The organism is Rhizobium sp. CF142 (assembly GCF_000281145.1).
Classification (GTDB): Bacteria; Pseudomonadota; Alphaproteobacteria; order Rhizobiales; family Rhizobiaceae; genus Rhizobium.
In genome coordinates, this window is record NZ_AJWE01000012.1 from 1 (window position 1) to 22,370 (window position 22,370).

Genomic DNA, 22,370 nt, shown 5'->3' on the forward strand with positions numbered 1-22,370 from the left:
GGCTGGCGGATCGAGCCGCCGGTGTCGGTTGCGGTCGCACCAGCGCAGAGATGCGCGGCAACGGCTGAAGCCGAACCGCCAGACGAGCCGCCCGGAACGAGCTGCTGGTTGGAGCCCGCGGCGCGCCAGGGATTGATGACTGCGCCATAATGCGAAGTCTCATTGGAAGAGCCCATCGCGAATTCGTCCATGTTGAGCTTGCCCAGCATGACGGCGCCGTCATCCCAGAGGTTCTGGGTTACGGTCGATTCATAACGCGGCTCGAAACCATCGAGAATATGGCTGCAGGCCTGGGTGTGCACGCCGACGGTGGCGAAGAGGTCCTTGATGCCGAGCGGAATGCCTTCGAGATCGCCCGCCTTGCCGGCAGCGATGCGCTGGTCGGAATTCTTCGCCATGACACGTGCGAGATCCGGCGTGACCTTGATATAGGCATTGAGCTGGCCATTGGCCGCATCGATCGCCGAGATATAGGCCTCGGTCAGTTCGGTTGCGGTGATTTCCTTGGCGCGCAGCTTCTGGCGGGCTTCGGCAATGGTCAGGCTGGTGAGTTCGCTCATCGTGTTTTCGCTTCAGATCTGGAAATGGCAACAGGGTCGGAAAGAGGCGGTCAAAGCCTTATTCGACGACCTTCGGCACCAGGAAGAAATTGTGGTCGGTGATCGGCGCATTGGCAACGATATCGGCGGCCTTATTGCCATCATTGACGACATCGGTTCGCTTCTTCATATCCATCGGCGTCACCGAGGTCATGGCCTCGACGCCCTCGACGTCAACTTCGGAAAGCTGCTCGACGAAGCCGAGAATACCATTCAATTCGCCGACCATGCGATTTGCCTCTTCTTCCGAGACGGCAATACGGGCAAGGCGCGCAACGCGCTTAACGGTGGCGAGATCGACGGACATGGCATTCTCCGGATAGGAATTTTCCTATCGCTATAAAGACCATGTCCGTCCTGTGCAACGGGTTTGCCTTTTCGGCAATGCAGAATTCCGGCCCTCAAACCCACCGGGATTTGAGGGCTTATGCATCAGAACGACAGGCTTTCGCCAGGCTTCGGCGCCTTCACTTGCGTCTTCGAGGCTTCCATGCCGGCGATGAATTTTTCCGGCGTCTGGTCGATGATCGGGAAAGTGCCGTAATGGCAGGGAATGGCCGTCTTGAAGTTGAAGTAGCGCTGGCAGGCAAGAGCCGCCACCGCGCCGCCCATGGTGAATCGGTCGCCAATCGGTACGATGCCGATATCCGGCTGATGCAATTCGTTAATCAGCGCCATGTCGGAGAAGATATCCGTGTCGCCCATGTGGAAGAGGCTTGGCTCGTCGTCGAAATGCAGCATGAGGCCGTTCGCGCTCCCGAGCGAATGGGAAACACCGTCTTCAGTGGTCTGAGCCGAGGAATGCAGCGCATTGGTGAAGGTGGCGGTAAAGCCGCCAAGCGGGACCGTGCCGCCGGTATTGCCCATTTCGAGTTTATCGACACCTTTGGTGCCGAGCCATGACGCAAGGTCTGCATTGGCGAGAACGACGGCGCCGGTTTCCCTGGCGATCCCCACGGTATCGCCGACATGGTCGCCATGGCCGTGGGTCAGCAGGATATGGGTGATGCCGTTGGTCACTTCCTTGATATCCTGGCCGACGAAGGACGAATTATAGGTCAGGAAGGGATCGATCAGGATTTTGGCAGCTTTCGTCTCTATCCGGAAAGCAGAATGGCCGAGCCAGGTGATCTTCATGAAAAGTCTCCTTTATTACATGATGCAAAAGCGATTTCCGGACCAGAACGGTTTAAAGCAATTCCGGTCGGAAAACCGTTTCGCACTTTTTCTGGAATTGCTCTAAGGACATAGCCGATATGGCCGCAAAGAAAAGCGGTGGGAACTTCAATTTCTTTTGACAGGATGACACGAATGACGGTGCTTACGATCGAGGAACTGGCCGGAACTCTCGGTCCCGGACAGGCAATCGCCGGCCTCGATCTCGGCACCAAGACGATCGGTCTAGCCATGTCCGATCTCGGACGCCGCTTTGCGACGCCGCGCCCGGTCCTCAAGCGTGAGAAATTTACCATCGATGCCGAGACGCTGCTGAATTTCGCAACAAAGGAGAAGGTCGCGGCCTTCGTCATTGGTCTGCCGATGAATATGAACGGATCGGCCGGACCGCGTGTGCAGGCGACGCGGGCTTTCGTGCGCAACATGGAGCAGAAGACCGCCATTCCCTTCGTTTATTGGGATGAGCGGCTATCGACGGTGGCTGCCGAACGCGCCCTGCTGGAAATGGATGTTTCGCGCGCAAAGCGCGCAGAACGCATCGATTCGGCTGCAGCAAGCTTCATCCTTCAGGGAGCGCTCGACAGGCTTTCCTTGCTGGCGAGATCTGCCGACGATACGGAGGCGTGACGCGCCTTCCACCAGCCGGCGATCTGGCGGCGCTTGCGGAAGCCCATGATGGCGAAGACGACGAGACTGTCGACGGCAATCGCACGGGCGACGAGCGGCGGAATTTCCTGCGGCGGCAGGCCGAGCGCCTTACCGTAGAGCTGGAACGTCAGGTCATGGACCTGCCGTGTCAGCATGAAGATGCCGAAGTTCAGATCGTAATAGGAAAGCCAATACCATCCCGCCAGGAAGACGATCGGACCGGCCCAGAAGATCAGAAACCACTTCATGCGGCCTCTCCTTCGTGCTTGCGCAGGACCGGCATATCAAGAGACACGAGCCAGACCGACGATGCCATGATGCAGAGTACGAGCGTGGGCACGGCGATATCCAGCGCCAGCACGGCGAAAAACATCATCGCCGCGACAAGCAACGCGGTTCTGGCTGCTCTGGTTCCCATCACTGAACTCGGGTCCACAATTGTTACATTTCTAATGTGGATCACACTGGCGGGTTAACCAGCGTCACGCAACGTAAACCAATTGTTAAGGTTAACGGCCGGGCGGAGGCTGTGGATTGTTCAGCCGTAGACGCCGCGCACCAACCGCTTCAATGCGGTGGCCGCCTTCTCCCAGTCCTTACCGTTCTTCAAAACCAGACCCGCGCACTGACCGCCGGCGGCCGCCGACAGCACAAGATGCTGGATCGAGGCAAAGATCAGCGCGTTGACGGCTGCCGTATCGATGCCCTTCGGCGGCGTCAGCGAGCCGCGCATACGGTCGAGCCACAATCCGAGCGCTTTTGAGCGCGCCTCGGAAAGACGCCTCACCTGCTCGGTATTTTCCGAGATCTCCCAGGCGACGATGCGACGCATCAGGGGATCGTCGCGCAGCGCTTCCAGGAACAGCAGCGACAGCCGCTCCATGAGATCGCCATAGGTCAAGAGGAACATGCCGCCGGTATCTTCGGGGATGCGGTCCTTGACCCAGTTGCCGAGATCGGCTCCGATCGCCTCGACGAGGCCGTCGAGGCCGCCATAATAGCGGTAGATGAGCTGCTTATCGCAGCCGGCGCGGCGGGCGACGGCATTGATGCCGAAATTCTGGAACCCCTCTTCCGCCAGCAGGTTCTTGGCGGCTTTCAGGATAGCGCGTTCCGTAGCGCTTCTGTCGCGGATACGCTTTTCAGGCTCAGTGGCACCCGTCTGTTCGAGCGCGGCCATGGCAGTTTCATTCAGCATTCGGTCAACCCCGGTCTGTCACCAATCGGTGAGTAACAGTGGAATTTTCTGTCTACAATCCTATCTTATTGAGAAGACTGTGGATATTGATGGTCCATAGCTCTGCTGACGCTGGTGGGCGGCCCGGCGGCTTTTTTCATCCCGTACAACGCGCCCGAGAAATCTTGCCCATGCGGTTGATCGCGATGGACGAACCCGGCATAGCTGCACTATGAAAAGAGACGACAATTTCTGCTAAGGCCTTGCAATGGTGAATTATATCGAAGCCTCCTCCGCGCCGCCGAAGAATACCGGCGCCATCAGGCTTTATGGCCCTGAAGCATTCGAGGGAATGCGCAACGCGTGCCAATTGACCGCGCGCTGCCTCGATGCGCTTGCCGATATCGTCAAGCCGGGCCTCGCAACCAATGAAATCGACCGCTTCGTTTTCGAATTCGGCATGGACAACGGCGCCTATCCGGCGACGCTGAACTATCGCGGCTATACGAAATCCACCTGCACCTCGATCAATCATGTGGTCTGCCACGGCATTCCCGATGACAAGCCGCTGCGCGAGGGCGATATCGTCAATATCGACGTGACCTTCGTCGTCGATGGCTGGCATGGGGATTCGAGCCGCATGTATCCGGTTGGCCAGGTCAAGCGCGCTGCCGAACGCCTGCTCGAAGTGACCTATGAGTCGCTGATGCGCGGCATTGCCGCCGTTCATCCGGGCGCGCGCACCGGCGCGATCGGCGAAGCGATCCAGACCTATGCAGAAGCGGAGCGCTGCTCCGTCGTGCGCGATTTCTGCGGCCATGGTGTCGGCCGTCTCTTCCACGATTCGCCGAACATCCTGCATTACGGCCGCGCCAATGAAGGGCCGGAACTGCGCGAGGGCATGATCTTCACCATCGAACCGATGATCAATCTCGGACGCCCGCATGTGAAGGTACTGGCAGACGGCTGGACTGCCGTAACACGCGATCGCTCGCTATCAGCGCAGTACGAACATACGGTCGGCGTGACCGCCAATGGCTGCGAGATCTTCACGCTGTCGCCCGCCGGTCTCGACCGGCCAGGCCTGCCGCCGCTCAACGGGTAACACTCGCCATGGCGAAAGGTCCCGTTCCGCAGGTTGGCAACGACGAACTGCCTTTCGACATGGACGAGGATATCGCTATGGACGAACGGGCGTTTTTCGGACAGCCGTCAAAGGCGGCAGCTTCCGCCAAAAAAGCCGCCCTGCCCGCCAAGGAAGAGCATTATCACGGCCATCGCGAGAGGCTGCGCAATCGCTTCCGCGACCATGGCGATACGGCGCTTGCCGATTATGAAATCCTCGAACTTCTGCTTTTCCGGCTGATCCCGCGCCGCGACACCAAGCCGATTGCCAAGGCACTGATCGATCGCTTCGGGTCGCTTGCCGGCGTCTTCGGCGCACCGGCAGCGCTGCTGCAGGAGGTCAAGGGCGTCGGAGAGGCGGTGGCGCTCGATCTGAAGCTGATATCCACCATTAGCCATCGCACGTTGAAGAGCGAGCTCAAGGGCAAGCAGGTGCTTTCCTCGTGGTCGTCGGTCATCCAGTATTGTCATGCGGCCATGGCGCATGAGACGCGCGAGCAGTTCCGCATTCTCTTCCTCGACAAACGCAACGCGCTGATCGCCGACGAGGTGCAGGGGCACGGAACAGTGGATCACACACCTGTCTATCCGCGTGAGGTGGTCAGGCGGGCGCTCGAGCTTTCGGCAACGGCGCTTATTCTCGTCCACAATCATCCCTCGGGCGACCCCACCCCATCGCGCGCCGATATCGACATGACGAAGATGATCATCGATGCTGCAAAGCCGCTCGGTATTGCCATCCACGATCACATCATCATCGGCAAAGACGGACAAGCAAGCCTCAAAGGCCTTCGCTTGATATAAGACTGCGGCTAAGGCATGAAAAAGCCATCTTGGCGTTCTCCAAGCTGAATGACTGACAACAGGATGGGAATTATGGGCATTTCTCCTGGTCGCTTGTACGCGCCGCCGAGCCTCCGATCGCTGATACGACTGACACTTCTGCTGCTTGTCGTAGCCGGTCTCTATCTCGGATACCTGCAGCTTTCGACCAATGTTCATGCGGTGGTCGATGGCCAGGTCTACCGCTCCGCCCAGCCCTCCCCCGCCAAGCTTGGCGAACTCGTCAAGGAGTACGGCATCAAATCCGTACTGAACCTGCGCGGCGACAGCAGCGGTGAGGCCTGGTACGACAACGAGGTCGCCGCAGCAAAGGGCCTCAATGTCCAGCATATCGATTTCCGCATGTCGGCGACGAAGGAACTCTCCATCGAGGAAGGGCGCCAGTTGATGGCGATCATGGCCGCGGCGCCCAAGCCGCTGCTCATCCACTGCAAGGCCGGCGCCGACCGTACGGGACTGGCTTCAGCCATCTACGTCGCCGGCGTTGCCAAGGAAGGAGAGATTGCGGCGGAGTCGCAGATCTCGCTGACATACGGCCATCTGTCGCTTTTCTTCATCGGCGCCTACGCGATGGACCGCACATTCGAGCGGCTTGAGCCAATGTTCGGCTTTTTGAACTCCTAAACTGCACTGGAATACAAACTGTAACATTGACCGGCTACCGATGAACGCGCGACATTTCGCGTCGCAATATGATTCCAATTCCAGTTCGGGGCTAAAGATGTTCCAGTACGATCTCGTGGTAGTCGGCAGCGGTCCGGCAGGGCGCCGCGGCGCAATCCAGGCTGCAAAACTCGGCAAGAAAGTGCTGGTCATCGAGCAGGGAAAACGTGTCGGCGGCGTGTCCGTCCATACCGGCACGATCCCTTCCAAGACGCTACGCGAAACCGCACTCAATCTCTCCGGCTGGCGCGAGCGCGGCTTTTACGGCCGTAGCTACCGCGTCAAGCAGGAGATCAGCGCTGAAGACCTGCGCCGTCGCCTGCTGATCACGCTGGATCATGAAGTGGAAGTGCTCGAACATCAGTTCGCCCGCAACCGCGTCCAGCACATCCGCGGCAAGGCAAGCTTCGTCGATACCAATACCCTGCAGATCATCAAGGACGACGGCGACACAATGACGGTGACTGGCGCCAGCATCCTGCTTGCCGTCGGCACCAAGCCCTTCCGGCCTGACTACATGCCCTTCGACAACAAGACCGTGCTCGATAGCGACGAACTGCTCGATATCGAGGAACTGCCACGCAGCATGGTCGTCATCGGCGCCGGCGTCATCGGCATCGAATATGCAACGATCTTTTCGGCGCTGGATACGGCCGTGACCGTCATCGATCCAAAGTCGACCATGCTCGACTTCATCGACAAGGAAATCATCGAGGATTTCACCTATCAGCTGCGCGACCGCAATATGAAGCTGCTGCTCGGCACGAAGGCCGAGAAGGTCGAGCGGCTTGAGACAGGCAAGGTGCAGCTGACACTCGACAGCGGCCGGCATCTCGTGACCGACATGGTGCTTTTCGCCGCCGGGCGCATGGGCGCCACCGATACGCTCAACCTGGATGCCATCGGTCTTGAGGCGGACAGCCGCGGACGCCTGAAGGTCAATCCCGAGACGTTCCAGACGTCCGTGCCTAATATCTACGCCGCCGGCGACGTTGTCGGCTTCCCGAGCCTTGCCTCGACCTCAATGGAACAGGGCCGCATTGCTGCGCGCGTCGCAATCGGCGCCGTTGCGAAGGAACCGCAGAAATATTTCCCCTATGGCATCTATGCCGTGCCTGAAATCTCCACCTGCGGCCTGACCGAAGAGGAAATGAAGGAGCGTGGCATTCCCTATGAGTGCGGTATTGCCCGTTTTCGGGAGACATCGCGCGGCCACATCATGGGCCTCGATACAGGGCTTCTGAAGCTCATCTTCTCGCTAAAGACGCGCCGCCTGCTGGGCGTACACATCGTCGGCGAAGGTGCTACCGAGCTCGTGCATATCGGCCAGGCTGTGCTCAACCTGAAGGGTACTGTTGAATATTTCGTCGAAAATACCTTCAATTACCCGACGCTTGCAGAAGCCTATAAAATCGCCGGCCTCGATGCGTGGAACCGCATGGGCGACATAAAATCTGAACTTTGAAGAAGCGAGGGAACACCCCTCGCCTTTCCAGGCTAGAGCACGTAAGCCACTGATCCTCAATTCTTATTTTACGAAAGCGCGCCTCATTGCACGCTATTGGTGGCTGCCTGTGGTCTGCGGCAACTGCCTATATCCTATGTCAAAAGATATTGGTAAGGTCAGGGTGTTCGCGCCTTGCATTGTTCTATTGCGTTTTGCCTATCGCCTTCCCAAGTATGGGGCGCGCCTTTCGACAGCCTGAAATCCGTGTCTTAGACCGGCCTGCAGTACCACCAAGTCCAGCTATGCAGACCACAACGAAAGATAGTTATTTTGCCCGATATTTCAGAGGCTGCTCGCAGACGGTTTCAGCTCGTCCTGATAAAGCCGTCGCATTATGACGACGACGGCTACGTGATCCGATGGTGGCGGGCAATGATCCCCTCCAACTCGCTGGCGGCGATCTTTGGGATTGCCGCCGAGTGTGCGGAGCGGCAGGTGCTTGGGGCCGACACCGCCATCGACATCACCGTCATCGATGAGACCAATACGCGGATCGATTTTGCGGCGCTGATCTCCCAGTTCAAACGCAATGACAACTTCGGGATGATTGCGCTTATCGGCGTCCAGTCCAACCAGTATCCTCGTGCGCTCGATATCGCCCGCCCCTTCCGCGATGCCGGACTGCCGGTTTCGATGGGTGGTTTCCATATCTCGGGATGCCTGTCGATGCTGAGTGGCGATGCCATCGGGCTCGACGAATGCCGCAAGATGGGTGTTTCGATGTTTGCGGGCGAGGCTGAAGGACGGCTGGAGATGGTGCTGCGCGATGCAGCCGCCGGCGAGCTGAAGCCACTTTACAATTTCATGAACGACCTTCCCGGCATCGGCGGCACCCCGGTACCTTTCCTGCCGAAGGATAATATCCAGCGCACGCTTGGCCTCAGCACCAGTTTCGATGCGGGCCGCGGCTGCCCCTACCAATGCTCCTTCTGCACGATCATCAACGTGCAGGGCCGCAAATCCCGCTTCCGCTCGGCTGACGATGTCGAGAAGCTGGTGCGCATGAACTGGGCGCAGGGCATCCATAAATTCTTCATCACCGACGACAATTTCGCCCGCAACAAGGACTGGGAAGCGATCTTCGACCGGCTGATCGAGCTCAGGGAAAAAGACGGCATTCCGCTCGGCCTGATGATCCAGGTGGACACGCTCTGCCACAAGATCCCGAACTTCATCGAAAAATCGAAGCGCGCCGGCGTCACCCGCGTCTTCATTGGCCTCGAGAACGTCAATCCTGACAATCTGACCGCCGCCAAGAAGAACCAGAACAAGATCACCGAATATCGAAAGATGCTGCTGGCCTGGAAGGCACAGGGCATCATGACGCTGGCCGGTTATATCTTGGGCTTCCCGGCCGACACGCCGGAATCGATCCGTCGCGATATCAAGATCATTCAGGAGGAACTGCCGCTCGACGTCATCGAATTCTTCATTCTGACGCCCCTGCCCGGCTCCGAGGACCATCAGGTCCTCTGGAAGAAGGGCATCGAGATGGATCCTGATCTCAATATCTACGATGTCGAGCACGTCTGCACAGCGCATCCGAAGATGAGCAAGAAAGAGTGGGAAGATATCTATCAGGAGGCCTGGTCGCTCTATTACTCGCCTGAGCATATGAAGACCCTGCTGCGCCGCGGAGCGGCAACCGGCATCAAGCTCTCCAGCCTCGTCAAGGTACTGGTGTCGTTTGCGACCACCGTGCCGCTTGAAAACGTTCATCCACTGCAGAGCGGTCTGGTTCGCCTGAAGCATCCTTCGGAGCGCCGCCCCGGCCTGAAACGCGAGCATCCGCTCCTCTTCTGGCCGCGCTTTGCCTTCGATACGATCCGCAAGCACGTATCGCTCGCCGGCACGATCATCAATCTCAGTGTTTCGGCCTTCCTGATTGCCCGCGATGCCGGCGCCAAAAGCTACATGGACAAGGCTTTGACACCGGTCGCCGAGGACGACGAAGATGTGCTCGACCTCTTCACCAAGACCGCCGGGGGCACCGCTGCCGTCAGCCACATCAAGAAGGTTGCCGAACTGACCCATTCCCGCAAAGCCGTGTAGAACGCCCTGCGTCCATCTGGACGCATCAAGGACGCTCTAACTCTTTGAATCACTCTATCCGACATCCGAAAATCGATTCCGATTTTCGGATGGTGCTGCAGGCGTATTTGTTGAGGGACCAAGAGAGAACGGCCACGTGATCTCGTGGCAGCGACGTGACGTCAATCTGCCGCCCGACCCCATTCTTAAGTTAATGGCGGTCGCGTCCTGTCACAGCCTCTATATCATCCAATTGTCAAAGCAAAGCAGGGGGCCGATCAATTGTCCCGTCTCTCGTCGCTCCAGCCAACAGCATGAACCGCTCTGGAGCGTGTACGCTTGATCGAACCCGGCCTAGTGCCGGTTCTCGATCCTGTGTCGTGGCACCGCTTTGGCTTGGCTTCGCGTCTTGGCCGTGGGGCACGCCGATCTGAGCACGATCAGTCTGATTTCAGCGCGTCAACAAAAAAGCCCTGCCGCGAGCGGCAGGGCTTTTTGAATTTCAGCTTGAAAAACCGATTACTCGGCGCTGTCCTCGGAAGCCTTCTTCTTCGGAGCAGCCTTCTTCTTCGGAGCGGCTTCTTCGCCTCCGGCAGCTTCTTCAGAAGCTTCGGCCTTGGCAGCAGCCTTCTTCTTCGGAGCAGCCTTCTTGGTGTCGGCCTTTTCAGTGCCTTCGCCTTCTTCGTCGGCGAGCAGCTCTTCCTTGGTCACCTTCTTGTCGGTGACGGCGATTTCGGTCAGCAGGTGGTCAATGACCTTTTCTTCGAAGATCGGAGCGCGGATCGAAGCGGCGGCACCCGGCTGGCTGCGGAAGAACTCGAGGATCTGCTTTTCCTGGCCCGGATACTGGCGCAGCTGTTCGTAGATCGCGCGCTGCATTTCGTCTTCGCTGACTTCGACGCCGGCCTTTTCGCCGATTTCGGAGAGAACGAGACCGAGGCGGACGCGGCGCTCGGCGAGCTTCTGGTACTCTTCGCGCGCCTGTTCTTCGGTGGTGTCCTCATCCTCGAAGGTCTTGCCGGACTGAGCGAGGTCGTTGCTGACCTGGCTCCAGATGCCGTTATATTCGGCTTCGACAAGCTTGGACGGGGTTTCGAACTTGTACAGTTCGTCGAGCTGGTCGAGAATCTGCCGCTTCAGCTTCTGGCGCGTCAGCGAGCCGTACTGGGATTCGATCTGGCCGCGGACGATTTCCTTGAGTCGGTCGGCGGATTCGAGGCCGAGCTTCTTGGCGAGTTCGTCGTTGATCTCGACATCAGCCGGGGCAGCAACTTCCTTGACGGTGACGTCGAAGGTGGCTTCCTGGCCAGCGAGGTTCTTGGCCGGGTAGTCGGCCGGGAAGGTCACGGTGATGGTCTTCTCATCGCCAGCCTTGAGGCCGACGAGCTGCTCTTCGAAGCCGGGGATGAAACGGCCGGAGCCGAGAACCAGTTCAGCGTCCTGATCGGTGCCGCCGTCAAAGGCAACGCCGTCGACCTTGCCGAGATAGTCCATCTTGACGCGGTCGCCGTTGGCAGCCTTGCCCTTCTTTTCGGCGTAGTCGCGGGCGCTTTCAGCGACCTTGAGAACCTGCTCGTTGACTTCGTCGTCGGAGATGTCGACGACTTCGCGCGTGACCTTGATGCCCGCGTTGGACTTCAGCTCGATCGGCGGGAGAACTTCATAAGAGAGGGTGAATTCGAAATCCTGCTCGGCGGCGAGGATCTTGTCTGCCTCGTCCTTGTCTTCCGTCATGTTGATTTCCGGCTGGGTAGCCGACTTTTCTCCACGGCTGGACAGGATCTGGGTCGGCTGGTCGCGCACGATCTCGTTAACGAGATCGGCCATGATGGACTTGCCGTAAACCTTCTTGAGATGGGCGGGCGGAACCTTGCCCGGACGGAAGCCGTTGATGCGAACCTTGTCCTTTACGTCGGCAAGGCGCTCGTTCAGCTTGTTTTCCATGTCCTTGGCCGGGATAACGACCTTGATTTCGCGCTTCAGCCCTTCAGCGAGCGTTTCGATAACCTGCATGTCTTCCTACCTTCATTTCAGTGGCGGCCGTGCCCAGACGCCGTTCGTTTCGGTGAGCACGACGCCGGCCAACTGCCGCACGTGGCTTTTTCTCAATTCCTGTTCGTTCCGTTCTAAGCGGAACAGCACTCGCTTTCCGGGTATCCGGGACAACTAAGTTCCAGTCCTCCCGCCCTGCAAGGCAGCTTGGTGCGGGTAGAGAGACTTGAACTCCCACGCCTTGCGGCACCAGAACCTAAATCTGGCGTGTCTACCAATTTCACCATACCCGCGTTCGCAAAACCGCATGCATATGCCTGCGCATGAGGCCTTCCGGAGCGCGGCGTCTCTATATCACCCGATTTAGAACAGGCAAAGGAAAAATGAACGGCAAATGACAGGGATTTGTAGGCAAAAGCGCGCCCTTCCCGTCAGCCACCCCGGCTCTCAATAGAGAGGCTCCTCATAGGCCGGCTTGCCGTCCACAACGAGGCTGCGGATCTGCGCGGCACCGGAGGTGGAGACGCTTGCAGCAATCGAAACGACGCCCTCGTTCCGGGCCTCCTCCAGCGGCCTGCCTTCGCCCTCCGGCACGTAATAGCGCTCTATCCCGTATTCGACGCGGATCGTTTCGCCGTTATTGGGACCATAGCTATAGAAAGGCAGGCTGCGCAGTACGACCGTATCTGCTGCTGCCGGCAATTCCTTGAATGACGATTCGACAATGTTCCAGAAGCCGTCCTGCTGGCGCTTGAGGCGCACCCACAGGGTCTGCTCGCCGGCTTCCGCCGGAATGCCGCCGGTGACTGTCGAGACCGGGACCGACGATATATCGTAATTCAGAACCACGTAGTCGCCACGCAGAAAATCGCGCGGATCAACCGGGGCCGTCTTCAGCAATACTTCGGCGCCGCTTGCCAGGATAGAAGCACGGCTCTGGATGATGTAACCGAGGATCAGCGTCTGCAAGCCAGCGACGAGGATCGCGGCAACAATATAAGAGCGGCCAGCCTGTGGTTTTGCGAAGGCAAAGCTCATGCGCGTTCCTCCCCTGCCTCAACTGTTGCTGGTCCGGCCGCGAAGCGTCTTTCGAGGCGGATGACAACCCAGGCGACGGCTGCGACCACCAGGCCCGAGAACAGGAAGAGGCTCGACGTGCCCAAGATCGTGCCGACCGTCACCGAGGCCAGATAGAGCATCTCGGCGGCGAAGGCGCCATAGGCCAGATAGCGTACGGCGCCATTGTCCCGGCCATGCAGCACGATGCCCACAACGGCGGCGGCAAGCGTTAGCAGGCCGATCACGACCATACGGCCGCCTTCGTCCATCTCGGTATGAAGCAGGAACAACCCCATGATGGCGACGAGGAAACTATAGAATGCCGGGGCGGCACCTGCGCTTCTGACGAGCGTAGAAATCGGCCGGACGGGCAAGGCGGTCAGCAGGAAAGCCACCATGCCAAGGACGGCGAAGGCGATCGCCACGGAGATCTCATCAGTCAGCACATAGAGCCAAGCGAGCCAGCCGACCACCAGCAGATAAGCGAGATGGCGCGCCCGATCGGCACCGGTAAAGCGCACGAGCCCGATAACAACAGCCGCCATGACAAGCGGCGCATAGGGACCAGAGCCGACCCAGCGCGTATCGAAATTCTCAAGATAGACTGCAAAGGAGGCCCAGGAGAGGAAACCAGCGACAACGGTCACCGCAGCCGAGCGGAATAGGATTGCTGAAACGGTCGCCACGGCAAACCACAGATACATGACCGTCTGCTCGTCGCCTGAGAGATGATACATCTGGCCGATGAGCGAGATGGCGCCGCCAAAGCTCAGCGTACCGACGATGAGCAGACCGCCGGCGGTAGCGAGCGCACCGCGCATAAGAAGAAGTGCAGCGCCGATGTGAACCGCCCAGATGAGCGCCAGCATCAGGCCCACGCGGACAAGGCGCGGGATGTACTCCCAGTTCGAAGCGACGAGAAGCAGCAGGGCGGCCCCGAGCAGTACCGCCGCCAATCCCATCAGCACGCGGCCGAGGCTGAAACTTGCCGGGCGCGTATCGTATTCGGCCAGCAGCGTCTTCGCCGTCTCTTCCTCAAGAAGTCCCTTCTCCACCCAGAGCGAAAGATCCCGCCCCAACCTGCCGCGATACATGCCCTACCCCGCATTGATCCGCCATCTTCGGCTTCTGCATTTATAGCGCAGGATCGGCGCGCGGAAACGCCGGTATTTGAAATATGCAAATTCCTCACTGGTCTTAATTGGGTCAGCCATTAACGAAACACTAACCGCATCATTGCTAATATATAAACACCGTAGAGAAGGCATGCATGAACCGCATAGCCCTCATGAATATATTGCACTGCAAAACAATCAAAAGTCATACTATTTAACTCATATCGAAGCACGGGGATGGCGCCCCGGCCCGGATTTCCGGAAGCCTGCGGATGATATGTCCGTGACGAGATTCGCAGACGCGCACTCCTCCTCCCAGCGCCCTGCGATAGACTGGCAACACTCCTCCTCCCAGTTGCCAGTCACCATCATGACGCCCACCGGATCCTCCCCCGGTGGGCGTTTTGCTTAACAGGTGGTTAAACGATTAGCATGCGGCCTTTTCGGGCTTTCGCGCGAATCAGGGTAAAGCAAGCGTTAAGCCGCATAGGGCAGTCGGGAGAGCGCCTCAGAGCGCGAGGCCCGATGCTCTTCGCCGAGATGCATCGGAAAATGCACCGATAGGAAAAAGACCATTCGCGGACGCCCCTGGTAGGCCAAATATCCATCTGCGAAAACGGCAGCCTGAGAAAAAATCATTCTGCCTATTCGTTGACCAGAAAATGGCCAAAGCGTGTAAATAACGGCCCGAGCTTTGCGAATCATGCATAGGTGGCTTGAAATCTTGGCTCTGTTAGTTCTTCGCGGCGCAACATATATTCCGGTCATCAAATAGAGGTCAGCGCCGAAGACAGGCTGCTGGCAGGATCAAGCCCTAGGAAAGGGGATTAACATGAACTTCTCTCGCTCTTTCAATAACTGGCGCAAGTATCGTCAGACGGTTACTGAACTCGGTCGCATGACCAACCGCGAATTGCATGACCTCGGCATCGACCGTTCGGACATCCATCGCGTTGCTCGCGAAGCTTCCGCCCGCTAAGTACAGGTAATCGCTGCTCCTCCCAAGCAGATTGCCTTCCCAAAACGCCTGCTGCCTCCGCAGCGGGCGTTTTCTTTTTGCCTATCGGGCCAGACTGCCGCAAAAGTTGCGGAAGTGTTAATTCCTGGCCTGCTCAAAAATCGTGCTCTGCGTAATTAGCGGGCATCAGATTGCACAATTGCATAGCAGACGCCTTTTATTTGCACTGCACAATATCAGGGATCTCCACTATATAGATGTCAACCGCAGACACGGCGATCCCGCCGGTCGCGCAAGACATCCGAGGAAAAGATCATGAACCCGATCCGCATTGCAAAGAGCTGGATTAGCTACCGCCGCACGCTCAACGAACTGGGCAACCTGTCCAACCAGACCCTGTCCGATATCGGCGTCAGCCGTTACGACATCCGCAGCATCGCATCCCGCTCGTTCCGCTAATATAGCGAGCACCATTCCCCAAGACGGCGCCATCAGGCGCCGTTTTCGTTTTTGGCTTTGCCTCGCCTTATCGGAACCCTGGGGCTTTCCGGCAGTTCTCCTTGACGAAAGGAGACCATCCCATGGCAAACCAACTCAATGCAGGCTTCACCGGGCGACCCGCCAACAAGCCCGAGGGCATCCGCAAGGCTGCTTCGGATACCGCCTCCGCTGTCAGGCGTGAGGTGCAGGCCGTTGCGACAGGCGCTGCCGATCACCCTCACATGGCAAGCTCTGTCGTCGTCGGTATCGGCGTCCTCGCCTTCAGCATCGGCTATCTGCTTGGGCGCCAATCCGCCGCGCCGGACCGCTTCTGGAGGTGAGATGATGACCAGGACCCTCCCCGAAAAACCAAATAAGAGCACCCGGTCGCCAAAGGGCGGAATCGATACGCTCAACGAACATGCGCCGGAAACAACTCCGGACGACGTTCCTAACCTTGGTGCGCAACGGGAAGCGGCAAGGGAACATAGTGACGCCTATATCGTCGACACCGATCTGGAGGATGCCGACCAGCGCGAGGCATCGCCCGGAACACGAGAGCAGAGCTAGTTACCTTGCGGCGCCGGAAGGCGCCGTTTCGATTCTGCTGTTGGATCGCGTTCCCCGCCGTGATATCAGCCGCCAATGACCAAGAACTCCTCATACTCCCCTATCCATGTCATCGGCGGCGGACTGGCCGGCTCTGAAGCTGCGTGGCAGATCGCCAATGCTGGCGTTCCTGTGATCCTGCATGAAATGCGCGGCGTGCGCGGCACGGATGCGCACAAGACCGATGGACTTGCCGAGCTTGTCTGCTCCAACTCCTTCCGCTCGGACGATGCCACCAGCAATGCCGTTGGCGTCATCCATGCGGAAATGCGCATGGCCGGTTCACTGATCATGGCATCGGCCGACAAACATCAGGTGCCGGCAGGTGGCGCGCTGGCAGTCGACCGCGATGGCTTCTCTGATGCCGTAACCAAGGCAATCCACGAGCATCCGCTGATCACGGTCGTGCGCGAGGAAATCTCCGGCCTGCCGCCGAAGGAATGGGATTTGGCTGTTATCGCCACCGGTCCGCTGACGGCCCCGTCGCTTGCGAGTGCCATCCAGGCGGAAACGGGTGAGGATTCTCTTGCCTTCTTCGATGCCATCGCGCCGATCGTCTATCGCGACAGCATCGACATGGATATCTGCTGGTATCAGTCGCGTTATGACAAGGTCGGTCCCGGCGGCACCGGCAAGGACTATATCAACTGCCCGATGACCGAAGAGCAGTACAATGCCTTCGTCGATGCCCTTATTGCCGGCGACACTGTTGGATTCAAGGAGTGGGAGGGCACGCCCTATTTTGACGGCTGCCTGCCGATCGAGGTCATGGCCGAGCGCGGGCGCGAGACGCTGCGCCATGGGCCTATGAAGCCGATGGGCCTCACCAATGCGCATAACCCGACCGTGAAAGCCTATGCCGTCGTGCAGCTTCGCCAGGACAATGCGCTCGGCACGCTCTACAACATGGTCGGCTTCCAGACGAAGTTGAAATATGGCGCGCAGGCCGATATCTTCCGTATGATCCCAGGGCTTGAGAGTGCCGAATTCGCCCGGCTCGGCGGCCTGCACCGCAACACCTACATCAACTCGCCCACCCTGCTCGATCCGTCGCTGACTCTGAAGTCGCGGCCGGGCCTGCGTTTTGCCGGCCAGATCACCGGTTGCGAAGGTTATGTGGAAAGCGCAAGCGTGGGTCTGCTGGCCGGCCGCTTTGCCGCCGCGGAACGCAAGGGAGAGCCAGTTTCGCCTCCTCCTGCAACAACGGCGCTCGGCTCGCTGCTCGGCCACATCACCGGCGGCCATATCGTCACCGATGAGGAGCCCGGCAAACGCTCATTCCAGCCGATGAACATCAATTTCGGTCTGTTTCCGGAGCTTCAGCCCGGCTCTATCGTCAAGCCTGAAGGGGTCAAGCGCTTCCGTGGCAAGGACAAGACGGTCATGAAGCGGCAATTGATTGCCAAACGGGCGCTTGCAGATTGCGCCGCGTGGCTGGGTCAGGACCTCAAGCTCGCCGAAAGCGCCTGAGATCGGGCATTTCCGTTTTTCTTCGGTTTACGGGAATGCCCTATGTTTTGTTTTGACTAATGGCCGTTTGCGGCGGACGAATTCGGCGCAGGCAATTCCTTATCCGGCTCGGCGATATAGTTGCCGAGCAGCCAGAGCGACACTTCCGACGCCTCCTTGGCCGAAGCAAACTCGTAAGTGCCGTTGTGATGGGGCGCATTGATAAATTCGATGCTCAGCCCCCTGCCGGTTTCAGAAGCCAAAACCCGCACAGTACCGGGCTCGATCAGATGGCAGGCGAAGTGGCGCGACATGTTGCGCATGAAGCCGGCCTTGTTGTCATGCAGACGCACGAAGACGGCCTGACCGTCAACGGTCGCCTGAAGCTGGCGGATCGCTTCATTGGGGAATGCGCGCCCAAACTCGATGATGGCAAGGCCCGTGTCATGCAGGCCATCTTCCTTGTTCTGAGCAGCCATGCGCGTAGCCACGAAGGCGAAGAAGATGACGATGGCGAAAAGAACGCACCAGACGATAATGCCCACGCGGATTCTCCGTTTAGAATGGGGTTATGCCTGACATAACGCGCGAGACTTGCGCGAGTTTGACCGTTGTCAGATTTTCTTGCGCATGCCGGCAAATGCCATGCGCATCTGACGGCGCCATTGCGGCTCTTGCAGCGAGGTTTCCAGAACAGCCGCACCGCGCTTCTGTGCCTTCACCAGCACCGGTTCCGCAAGCGCAACCGGCAGGAAGGCGGGCAGCACAGATGGCGGCAGGGCAGACGCCCTCGCCTTGGCAAGGTGATCGCGGCCGAGCCCGGCAAACGCTTCGATGGCTGCAGAGATGCGCGGCTTGTCCGCACCAGCCAGGAAGGTCTCCCGGTCGAGGCCCGTCGCCGAGAGAATTTCGAGCGGGATATAGACCTGGCCACGGCGTTGATGGAGCGGCATCAGCAACAGCATGCCGGAAATGGCCTGCGCCACGCCGGCATGACCGGCCGCATCTGCAGATTTCATCGCCTCTTCCGGGGAAAGGATGAGGCCTGCAAGCTGGATAAGTGCTGAGGCTGTTTCGCCTGCATAGCCTTCCAGCACGGTTCGACTTTCCATCGGGTCGTCGTAGAGATCGAATATTCGCGCCTCTATCATATTGACGAGCGTCTGGCGTGGAAGCCGGTGCGTCTCGACGGCCGAAAGAAGGGCTGCCGCGAGCGGATTGGCCTCGGTCGAACCATGTGCATTGCCTTCCAGAAGGTCGCGCCAATATTGCATGCGGATCTCGCCGGGCAGCGGCTCGTGCACGAGGTCGCGGATACGCGCGAGTTCGGCGTTGAAGGCATAGAGGGCGGCGAGCGCACCGCGCTTGTCATCAGGCGACAGCAGGCAGGCGAGGTAGCGATCGCGATCGATGTCGCGCAGCATCGCCAGGCTGATCTCCTGGTTCGTCTTCGGATCGGCCATGTTCAAACCGCAATCAGGGCGGCGGCGACGGCGCGCTGTTCGGAGAGCATGATGTTGAAGGTGCGCACGGCAGCACCCGTGCTCATTGGATCGGAAGAGATACCCCGTGCCTTGAGAGCAGCACGCAACTCCTGGGGCAGGCGGCGAAGCTCCGTGCCCGTGCCGACGAGCAGCACTTCGATATCGGCGGCTTCATCAAGCACACGGCGGAAATTTTCCACCGACAGCGGCTTCGTCATGTCCATATCCCAGCCGTGGATGCCCGATGGCAGGCAGAGGATGGAGCCGCGATGCGACATATCCGCAAAGCGGAAGCCGCCATTGCCATAGGTGTCGATGGGAGCGCGGCCCGGGAAATGGGCGTCGCGGATTTCAATGCCTTTTGCCATGTATCTATACCGCCGGCTTGCCGGATTTCATGCTGATATCGCCCTCGTCCTCGCCACCGCTCTCCCGGCGCAGCCGGAAGATGATGAGAACGGGCGCGGCTATATAGATGGAGGAGAATGTTCCGAGCGCAACGCCGAAGAGCATGGTGAAAGTGAAGGAGCGGATGACGGCGCCGCCGAAAATATAGAGTGCAAAGAGCGCAAGCAGTGTCGTGGCCGCCGTCAGAATGGTGCGCGAGAGTGTCTGGTTGATTGCCGCATCGATTAGGATCGGCAGTGGCATCTTCCTGTAGCGCTTGAGGTTTTCGCGCATGCGGTCATAAACGACGACGGTATCATTCAGCGAATAGCCGACGACGGTCAGGAGTGCTGCGACGCTCGTCAGATTGAATTCCATACCGGTCAGCACGAAGAGGCCGAGCATGATGATGACGTCGTGCAGCGTCGCAACAATTGCGCCGACCGCAAACTGCCACTCGAAGCGGATCCAGATATAGACGAGGATGGCGAATAGCGAAGCAAGGATGCCAATCGTCGCCAGCATCGTCAGTTCGCCGGAGACAGCCGGGCCGACAACCTCGACACGGCGGAAATCGTAGTCCTCGGCCAGTTCGCCGCGAATGAATGTTGCGACCGACTGCTCGGCATTTTCGCCGCCATCCTGCGAGCCAACACGGATCAGGGCGTTGGTGGCATCGCCGATGCGCTCAACGCGCACCGGTCCGAGGTTCAGTTCGTTGAGACGGGCGCTGAGATCGGCAATATCGGCATTGCCCTGCTTCGCCTTGACCTCGACCAATGAACCGCCGGTAAAGTCGATGCCGAGCTGCAGGCCTACCGTTGCGAAGGCGAGCATGGCGGCGATGCAAAGTGCTGCCGATGCCGTAAAGACATAGCGGCGAATACCCATGAAGCGGATATTGGCATGCTCGAAGAGGCCGGTCAGCGCGCTCTTCGGCAGATGGCGAGGATGGCGTCTTGCAAGCCAGGCAATCACGAAGCCGCGCGTCAGCGTGAAGGCCGTCAGGATGGTCGTGAGGATGCCGACGGCCAGCGTCACGGCAAAGCCGCGAATGGATTCGCTGCCGACAAAGAAGAGAATGACAGCGGCGATGAAGATCGTGACGTTGGCATCGACGATGGTAGCGAGAGCCCGCGAAAAGCCACGCTCGACCGCCTGGGCGAAGGTCGTATGCGGCACCCTCTCCTCTTCGCGGATGCGCTCATAGATCAGCACATTGGAATCCACGGCCATGCCGACGATCAGCACGAGGCCGGCAATGCCTGGAAGCGTCAATATCGCACCCGCAAGGCTCAGCACCGCGACGATCAGCACCAGATTGAAGGCTAGCGACACGACGGCGATGATGCCGAGCATGCGGTAGAGCGCAATCATCAGCGTTGCGACGAGCACGACAGCGACAATGCCGGCGACAAGACCGGAGAAAACGGATTCCGAGCCGAAGACCGGGCTGACGGTGCGCTCTTCCACTGATGTCAGCGTCGCAGGCAGCGCGCCGGCCCGCAACATGACGGCCAGATCCTGAACGCCCTCTTCGGAGAAATTGGCCGATATCTCGCCGCTTCCATCTGTGATCGGCGCTTCGATGACAGGGTTCGCCATGACTTGATCATCAAAGACAATGGCAAGATGTTTTCCCACATTGGCTGTCGTTGCCTGCGCCAGACGCTTTGCCGCCTCGGCATTCAGCCGGTAGACAATCGCGCTGTCCTGCGTTTGCGGATCGGTCTTCGTATCGACTTCGGCAAAATCAGCGCCTGTCGCTATCGCCGTCCGATCGACGAGATAGGGAACCGGTGGATCATCCAGCGAATAAAGCACCTGCGATGTCGCGGGCCAGCGGCCGGCAAGCGCCTGCTGGCCGGTCATGCTCTCATCAATGAGGTGAAACGAGAGTGCTGCCGGTTCGTTCAGCAGGTTCTTCAGCCGCTCGGCATCGACGGAGCCCAGCACCTGCACGGCGATGCGATCGTCCCCGTCCGGACGAACAGTGAAATTCTCTTTGCCGAAACCGGCGATACGGCGAGCGACGATATCGAGCGAGCGTGTCTGCGCAGCAACCGTGTCGGCATCGATCGCCTTGTCGGAGATCTGCAGCGTCAGCTGGCCGTCATTGCTCTGCTGCAGCGAGATATCGGTTGATGTCAGTGATTTCAGGAGATCGGCCGCGGCCTGAAGCTGCGCCGTATCGGTAACCTTGACCGTCACCGTCTGCGCGGTTCCGGCGAGCCCCGTATAGCGGATACCGGCGCCGCGGAGCTTGTCACGAACGCTGGCGACCGTTGCCTCGAGCCGGGACCGGATAATGTCGGAGCGTTCGAGGCGGAGTACGATATGGGAGCCGCCCTGCAGATCGAGACCGAGGGTGACGCGATCCTGCCGGATCCAGCCTGGCAAGGAGGAGAGCTGCGCCTGGCTCAGGAGATTGGGCGCAGCGACGATAAATGCGGCGATCGCGACCAACCAGATCAGAAGTATTTTCAAGCGGGAAAAATGGTGCATTCTCTCGACTATCTTCCGATCCGGCGGGTGTTGCTATCGCATGTTATGCAGCGTCGGCCTTGACCGGCTCGCCCTTTACGCGGACTTCGGAAATGCCGGTGCGGACGATGCGCACGCGCACGCCTTCGGCGATTTCGACTTCGACTTCCTTCTCGTCGACAACCTTCGTGACCTTGCCAACGAGGCCGCCGCCGGTAACGATCTGGTCGCCGCGACGGATCGCCTTCAAGGTCTCCTCACGCTTCTTGGCCTGCGCGCGCTGCGGGCGGATGAGCAGGAAATACCAGACCACCATCAGCGGCACGAACAGGATGATCATTTCGAGGCCTGAGCCGCCGAAAGCACTCGTGGCGTCAGTTGCGCTCTGGGCAAATGCCGGGGTGATAAACATGCTAAGCTCCTCAGGCTATGGGCGGCGGAACCCCGCCTCTCTTTTCAAGTCGCCGGACTATAGTTGCAGCCTTTATGAATGCAACAAAAACAGCCGGAAAGCGTACCGTTTCCGCTGCCTCATAACCTTTCCGCTGTGGAAAGGCCATGCTACCCGGCATCAAAAAAGCGAA

Annotated in this window: 25 protein-coding genes and 1 tRNA gene; 11 read left to right on the forward strand and 15 right to left on the reverse strand. The window is 59.1% G+C overall.

The annotated features are described in order from the left end of the window. The 3 genes from PMI11_RS03785 to PMI11_RS03795 all read right to left on the reverse strand — a co-directional run. The coding region (locus tag PMI11_RS03785; protein ID WP_007813530.1) for an amidase at positions 1-560 on the reverse strand (560 nt) is incomplete at its 3' end. Between the two features lie 58 nt (positions 561-618). Continuing rightward, positions 619-906: an Asp-tRNA(Asn)/Glu-tRNA(Gln) amidotransferase subunit GatC gene (gatC, locus tag PMI11_RS03790; RefSeq protein WP_007813531.1), complete on the reverse strand. Its 288-nt coding sequence runs from the start codon at positions 904-906 to the stop codon at positions 619-621. A gap of 125 nt (positions 907-1,031) precedes the next feature. Next, complete coding sequence (locus tag PMI11_RS03795; RefSeq protein ID WP_007813534.1) at positions 1,032-1,736, reverse strand: metal-dependent hydrolase; 705 nt, start codon at positions 1,734-1,736, stop codon at positions 1,032-1,034. Between the two features lie 174 nt (positions 1,737-1,910). On the opposite strand from PMI11_RS03795, the gene ruvX reads away from it, so the two are divergent. Beyond that, a complete protein-coding gene (gene ruvX / locus PMI11_RS03800) occupies positions 1,911-2,402 on the forward strand; it encodes a Holliday junction resolvase RuvX (RefSeq protein WP_007813536.1) in 492 nt (163 codons plus the stop codon). Here the strand turns inward: ruvX and PMI11_RS03805 are convergent. The 3 genes from PMI11_RS03805 to PMI11_RS03815 all read right to left on the reverse strand — a co-directional run bounded on the left by PMI11_RS03805 (position 2,342) and on the right by PMI11_RS03815 (position 3,621). Continuing rightward, the gene (locus PMI11_RS03805) at positions 2,342-2,671 is read right to left on the reverse strand and encodes a DUF6105 family protein (protein ID WP_007813538.1); all 330 of its coding nucleotides are present in this window, start codon (positions 2,669-2,671) and stop codon (positions 2,342-2,344) included. The two genes, ruvX and PMI11_RS03805, sit on opposite strands and share 61 nt — an antisense overlap. Next, complete coding sequence (locus PMI11_RS37665; protein WP_007813540.1) at positions 2,668-2,841, reverse strand: hypothetical protein; 174 nt, start codon at positions 2,839-2,841, stop codon at positions 2,668-2,670. The genes PMI11_RS03805 and PMI11_RS37665 overlap by 4 nt, the downstream gene beginning before the upstream one ends. A 120-nt stretch (positions 2,842-2,961) precedes the next feature. Then, positions 2,962-3,621 (reverse strand): TetR/AcrR family transcriptional regulator, encoded by a 660-nt coding sequence (locus tag PMI11_RS03815; protein WP_007813542.1) that lies wholly within the window; start codon positions 3,619-3,621, stop codon positions 2,962-2,964. Between the two features lie 247 nt (positions 3,622-3,868). On the opposite strand from PMI11_RS03815, the gene map reads away from it, so the two are divergent. The 5 genes from map (at position 3,869) to PMI11_RS03840 (ending at position 9,790) form a co-directional block, all read left to right on the forward strand. Next, entirely contained in the window at positions 3,869-4,705 is an 837-nt protein-coding gene (map, locus tag PMI11_RS03820) for a type I methionyl aminopeptidase (RefSeq protein WP_007813543.1), read from the forward strand. Positions 4,706-4,713: 8 nt separating this feature from the next. Further along, positions 4,714-5,529, forward strand: a complete 816-nt coding sequence (radC, locus tag PMI11_RS03825; protein ID WP_007813546.1) for a RadC family protein — start codon at positions 4,714-4,716, stop codon at positions 5,527-5,529. Positions 5,530-5,601: 72 nt separating this feature from the next. Then, positions 5,602-6,192, forward strand: coding sequence for a dual specificity protein phosphatase family protein (locus tag PMI11_RS03830; RefSeq protein WP_007813548.1), 591 nt, complete (start codon positions 5,602-5,604; stop codon positions 6,190-6,192). 97 nt (positions 6,193-6,289) lie between these two features. Next, positions 6,290-7,696: a Si-specific NAD(P)(+) transhydrogenase gene (sthA, locus tag PMI11_RS03835; protein WP_037070635.1), complete on the forward strand. Its 1,407-nt coding sequence runs from the start codon at positions 6,290-6,292 to the stop codon at positions 7,694-7,696. 312 nt (positions 7,697-8,008) lie between these two features. Next, positions 8,009-9,790 carry a B12-binding domain-containing radical SAM protein gene (locus tag PMI11_RS03840; RefSeq protein WP_037070632.1) on the forward strand — a complete coding sequence of 594 codons (1,782 nt, stop codon included), beginning with the start codon at positions 8,009-8,011 and terminating at the stop codon, positions 9,788-9,790. A 498-nt stretch (positions 9,791-10,288) separates the two neighbouring features. Here the strand turns inward: PMI11_RS03840 and tig are convergent, their stop codons facing one another. The 4 genes from tig to PMI11_RS03860 all read right to left on the reverse strand — a co-directional run bounded on the left by tig (position 10,289) and on the right by PMI11_RS03860 (position 13,914). Beyond that, the gene (gene tig / locus PMI11_RS03845) at positions 10,289-11,782 is read right to left on the reverse strand and encodes a trigger factor (protein WP_007813556.1); all 1,494 of its coding nucleotides are present in this window, start codon (positions 11,780-11,782) and stop codon (positions 10,289-10,291) included. Between the two features lie 187 nt (positions 11,783-11,969). Continuing rightward, positions 11,970-12,054 (reverse strand) — tRNA-Leu (locus tag PMI11_RS03850). 154 nt (positions 12,055-12,208) lie between these two features. Next, positions 12,209-12,799: a GDYXXLXY domain-containing protein gene (locus PMI11_RS03855; protein ID WP_007813559.1), complete on the reverse strand. Its 591-nt coding sequence runs from the start codon at positions 12,797-12,799 to the stop codon at positions 12,209-12,211. Then, a complete protein-coding gene (locus tag PMI11_RS03860; RefSeq protein ID WP_007813561.1) occupies positions 12,796-13,914 on the reverse strand; it encodes a DUF2157 domain-containing protein in 1,119 nt (372 codons plus the stop codon). The genes PMI11_RS03855 and PMI11_RS03860 overlap by 4 nt, the downstream gene beginning before the upstream one ends. 853 nt (positions 13,915-14,767) lie before the next feature. Here PMI11_RS03860 and PMI11_RS36285 point away from each other — a divergent pair. The 5 genes from PMI11_RS36285 (at position 14,768) to trmFO (ending at position 17,452) form a co-directional block, all read left to right on the forward strand. Further along, positions 14,768-14,914 (forward strand): DUF1127 domain-containing protein, encoded by a 147-nt coding sequence (locus PMI11_RS36285; protein ID WP_003558908.1) that lies wholly within the window; start codon positions 14,768-14,770, stop codon positions 14,912-14,914. A gap of 294 nt (positions 14,915-15,208) precedes the next feature. Then, positions 15,209-15,352, forward strand: coding sequence for a DUF1127 domain-containing protein (locus PMI11_RS36290; RefSeq protein WP_007813564.1), 144 nt, complete (start codon positions 15,209-15,211; stop codon positions 15,350-15,352). A gap of 122 nt (positions 15,353-15,474) precedes the next feature. Beyond that, entirely contained in the window at positions 15,475-15,714 is a 240-nt protein-coding gene (locus PMI11_RS03865; protein WP_007813566.1) for a hypothetical protein, read from the forward strand. A gap of 1 nt (position 15,715) precedes the next feature. After that, positions 15,716-15,943 (forward strand): hypothetical protein, encoded by a 228-nt coding sequence (locus tag PMI11_RS03870; RefSeq protein WP_037070633.1) that lies wholly within the window; start codon positions 15,716-15,718, stop codon positions 15,941-15,943. Positions 15,944-16,018: 75 nt separating this feature from the next. Then, positions 16,019-17,452, forward strand: a complete 1,434-nt coding sequence (trmFO, locus tag PMI11_RS03875) for a methylenetetrahydrofolate--tRNA-(uracil(54)-C(5))-methyltransferase (FADH(2)-oxidizing) TrmFO (RefSeq protein WP_007813571.1) — start codon at positions 16,019-16,021, stop codon at positions 17,450-17,452. A 56-nt stretch (positions 17,453-17,508) separates the two neighbouring features. On the opposite strand, the gene PMI11_RS03880 is transcribed toward trmFO, so the two are convergent. From PMI11_RS03880 to yajC, 5 genes are all read right to left on the reverse strand, one after another. Continuing rightward, complete coding sequence (locus PMI11_RS03880; RefSeq protein ID WP_007813572.1) at positions 17,509-17,976, reverse strand: hypothetical protein; 468 nt, start codon at positions 17,974-17,976, stop codon at positions 17,509-17,511. A gap of 69 nt (positions 17,977-18,045) precedes the next feature. Then, complete coding sequence (locus PMI11_RS03885) at positions 18,046-18,894, reverse strand: phytoene/squalene synthase family protein (RefSeq protein WP_007813574.1); 849 nt, start codon at positions 18,892-18,894, stop codon at positions 18,046-18,048. A 2-nt stretch (positions 18,895-18,896) separates the two neighbouring features. Next, positions 18,897-19,283, reverse strand: a complete 387-nt coding sequence (locus PMI11_RS03890) for an Mth938-like domain-containing protein (RefSeq protein ID WP_007813576.1) — start codon at positions 19,281-19,283, stop codon at positions 18,897-18,899. A gap of 4 nt (positions 19,284-19,287) precedes the next feature. After that, on the reverse strand, positions 19,288-21,807 hold the full coding sequence (gene secDF, locus PMI11_RS03895; RefSeq protein ID WP_007813579.1) for a protein translocase subunit SecDF: 2,520 nt from the start codon (positions 21,805-21,807) through the stop codon (positions 19,288-19,290). A 43-nt stretch (positions 21,808-21,850) separates the two neighbouring features. Further along, positions 21,851-22,198, reverse strand: a complete 348-nt coding sequence (gene yajC, locus PMI11_RS03900) for a preprotein translocase subunit YajC (protein WP_007813582.1) — start codon at positions 22,196-22,198, stop codon at positions 21,851-21,853. Positions 22,199-22,370 lie beyond the last annotated feature (172 nt).

Bases quoted from the DNA above. Each gene is read 5' to 3' on its own strand.
- radC (WP_007813546.1), top strand. From the start codon at position 4,714: ATGGCGAAAGGTCCCGTTCCGCAGGTTGGCAACGACGAACTGCCTTTC.
- PMI11_RS03855 (WP_007813559.1), bottom strand. From the start codon at position 12,799: ATGAGCTTTGCCTTCGCAAAACCACAGGCTGGCCGCTCTTATATTGTT.
- PMI11_RS03815 (WP_007813542.1), bottom strand. From the start codon at position 3,621: ATGCTGAATGAAACTGCCATGGCCGCGCTCGAACAGACGGGTGCCACT.
- PMI11_RS03890 (WP_007813576.1), bottom strand. From the start codon at position 19,283: ATGGCAAAAGGCATTGAAATCCGCGACGCCCATTTCCCGGGCCGCGCT.
- ruvX (WP_007813536.1), top strand. From the start codon at position 1,911: ATGACGGTGCTTACGATCGAGGAACTGGCCGGAACTCTCGGTCCCGGA.
- sthA (WP_037070635.1), top strand. From the start codon at position 6,290: ATGTTCCAGTACGATCTCGTGGTAGTCGGCAGCGGTCCGGCAGGGCGC.
- trmFO (WP_007813571.1), top strand. From the start codon at position 16,019: ATGACCAAGAACTCCTCATACTCCCCTATCCATGTCATCGGCGGCGGA.
- map (WP_007813543.1), top strand. From the start codon at position 3,869: ATGGTGAATTATATCGAAGCCTCCTCCGCGCCGCCGAAGAATACCGGC.
- PMI11_RS03870 (WP_037070633.1), top strand. From the start codon at position 15,716: ATGATGACCAGGACCCTCCCCGAAAAACCAAATAAGAGCACCCGGTCG.
- yajC (WP_007813582.1), bottom strand. From the start codon at position 22,198: ATGTTTATCACCCCGGCATTTGCCCAGAGCGCAACTGACGCCACGAGT.
- PMI11_RS36285 (WP_003558908.1), top strand. From the start codon at position 14,768: ATGAACTTCTCTCGCTCTTTCAATAACTGGCGCAAGTATCGTCAGACG.
- gatC (WP_007813531.1), bottom strand. From the start codon at position 906: ATGTCCGTCGATCTCGCCACCGTTAAGCGCGTTGCGCGCCTTGCCCGT.
- tig (WP_007813556.1), bottom strand. From the start codon at position 11,782: ATGCAGGTTATCGAAACGCTCGCTGAAGGGCTGAAGCGCGAAATCAAG.
- PMI11_RS36290 (WP_007813564.1), top strand. From the start codon at position 15,209: ATGAACCCGATCCGCATTGCAAAGAGCTGGATTAGCTACCGCCGCACG.
- PMI11_RS37665 (WP_007813540.1), bottom strand. From the start codon at position 2,841: ATGGGAACCAGAGCAGCCAGAACCGCGTTGCTTGTCGCGGCGATGATG.
- PMI11_RS03865 (WP_007813566.1), top strand. From the start codon at position 15,475: ATGGCAAACCAACTCAATGCAGGCTTCACCGGGCGACCCGCCAACAAG.
- PMI11_RS03795 (WP_007813534.1), bottom strand. From the start codon at position 1,736: ATGAAGATCACCTGGCTCGGCCATTCTGCTTTCCGGATAGAGACGAAA.
- PMI11_RS03805 (WP_007813538.1), bottom strand. From the start codon at position 2,671: ATGAAGTGGTTTCTGATCTTCTGGGCCGGTCCGATCGTCTTCCTGGCG.
- PMI11_RS03830 (WP_007813548.1), top strand. From the start codon at position 5,602: ATGGGCATTTCTCCTGGTCGCTTGTACGCGCCGCCGAGCCTCCGATCG.
- secDF (WP_007813579.1), bottom strand. From the start codon at position 21,807: ATGCACCATTTTTCCCGCTTGAAAATACTTCTGATCTGGTTGGTCGCG.
- PMI11_RS03885 (WP_007813574.1), bottom strand. From the start codon at position 18,894: ATGGCCGATCCGAAGACGAACCAGGAGATCAGCCTGGCGATGCTGCGC.
- PMI11_RS03860 (WP_007813561.1), bottom strand. From the start codon at position 13,914: ATGTATCGCGGCAGGTTGGGGCGGGATCTTTCGCTCTGGGTGGAGAAG.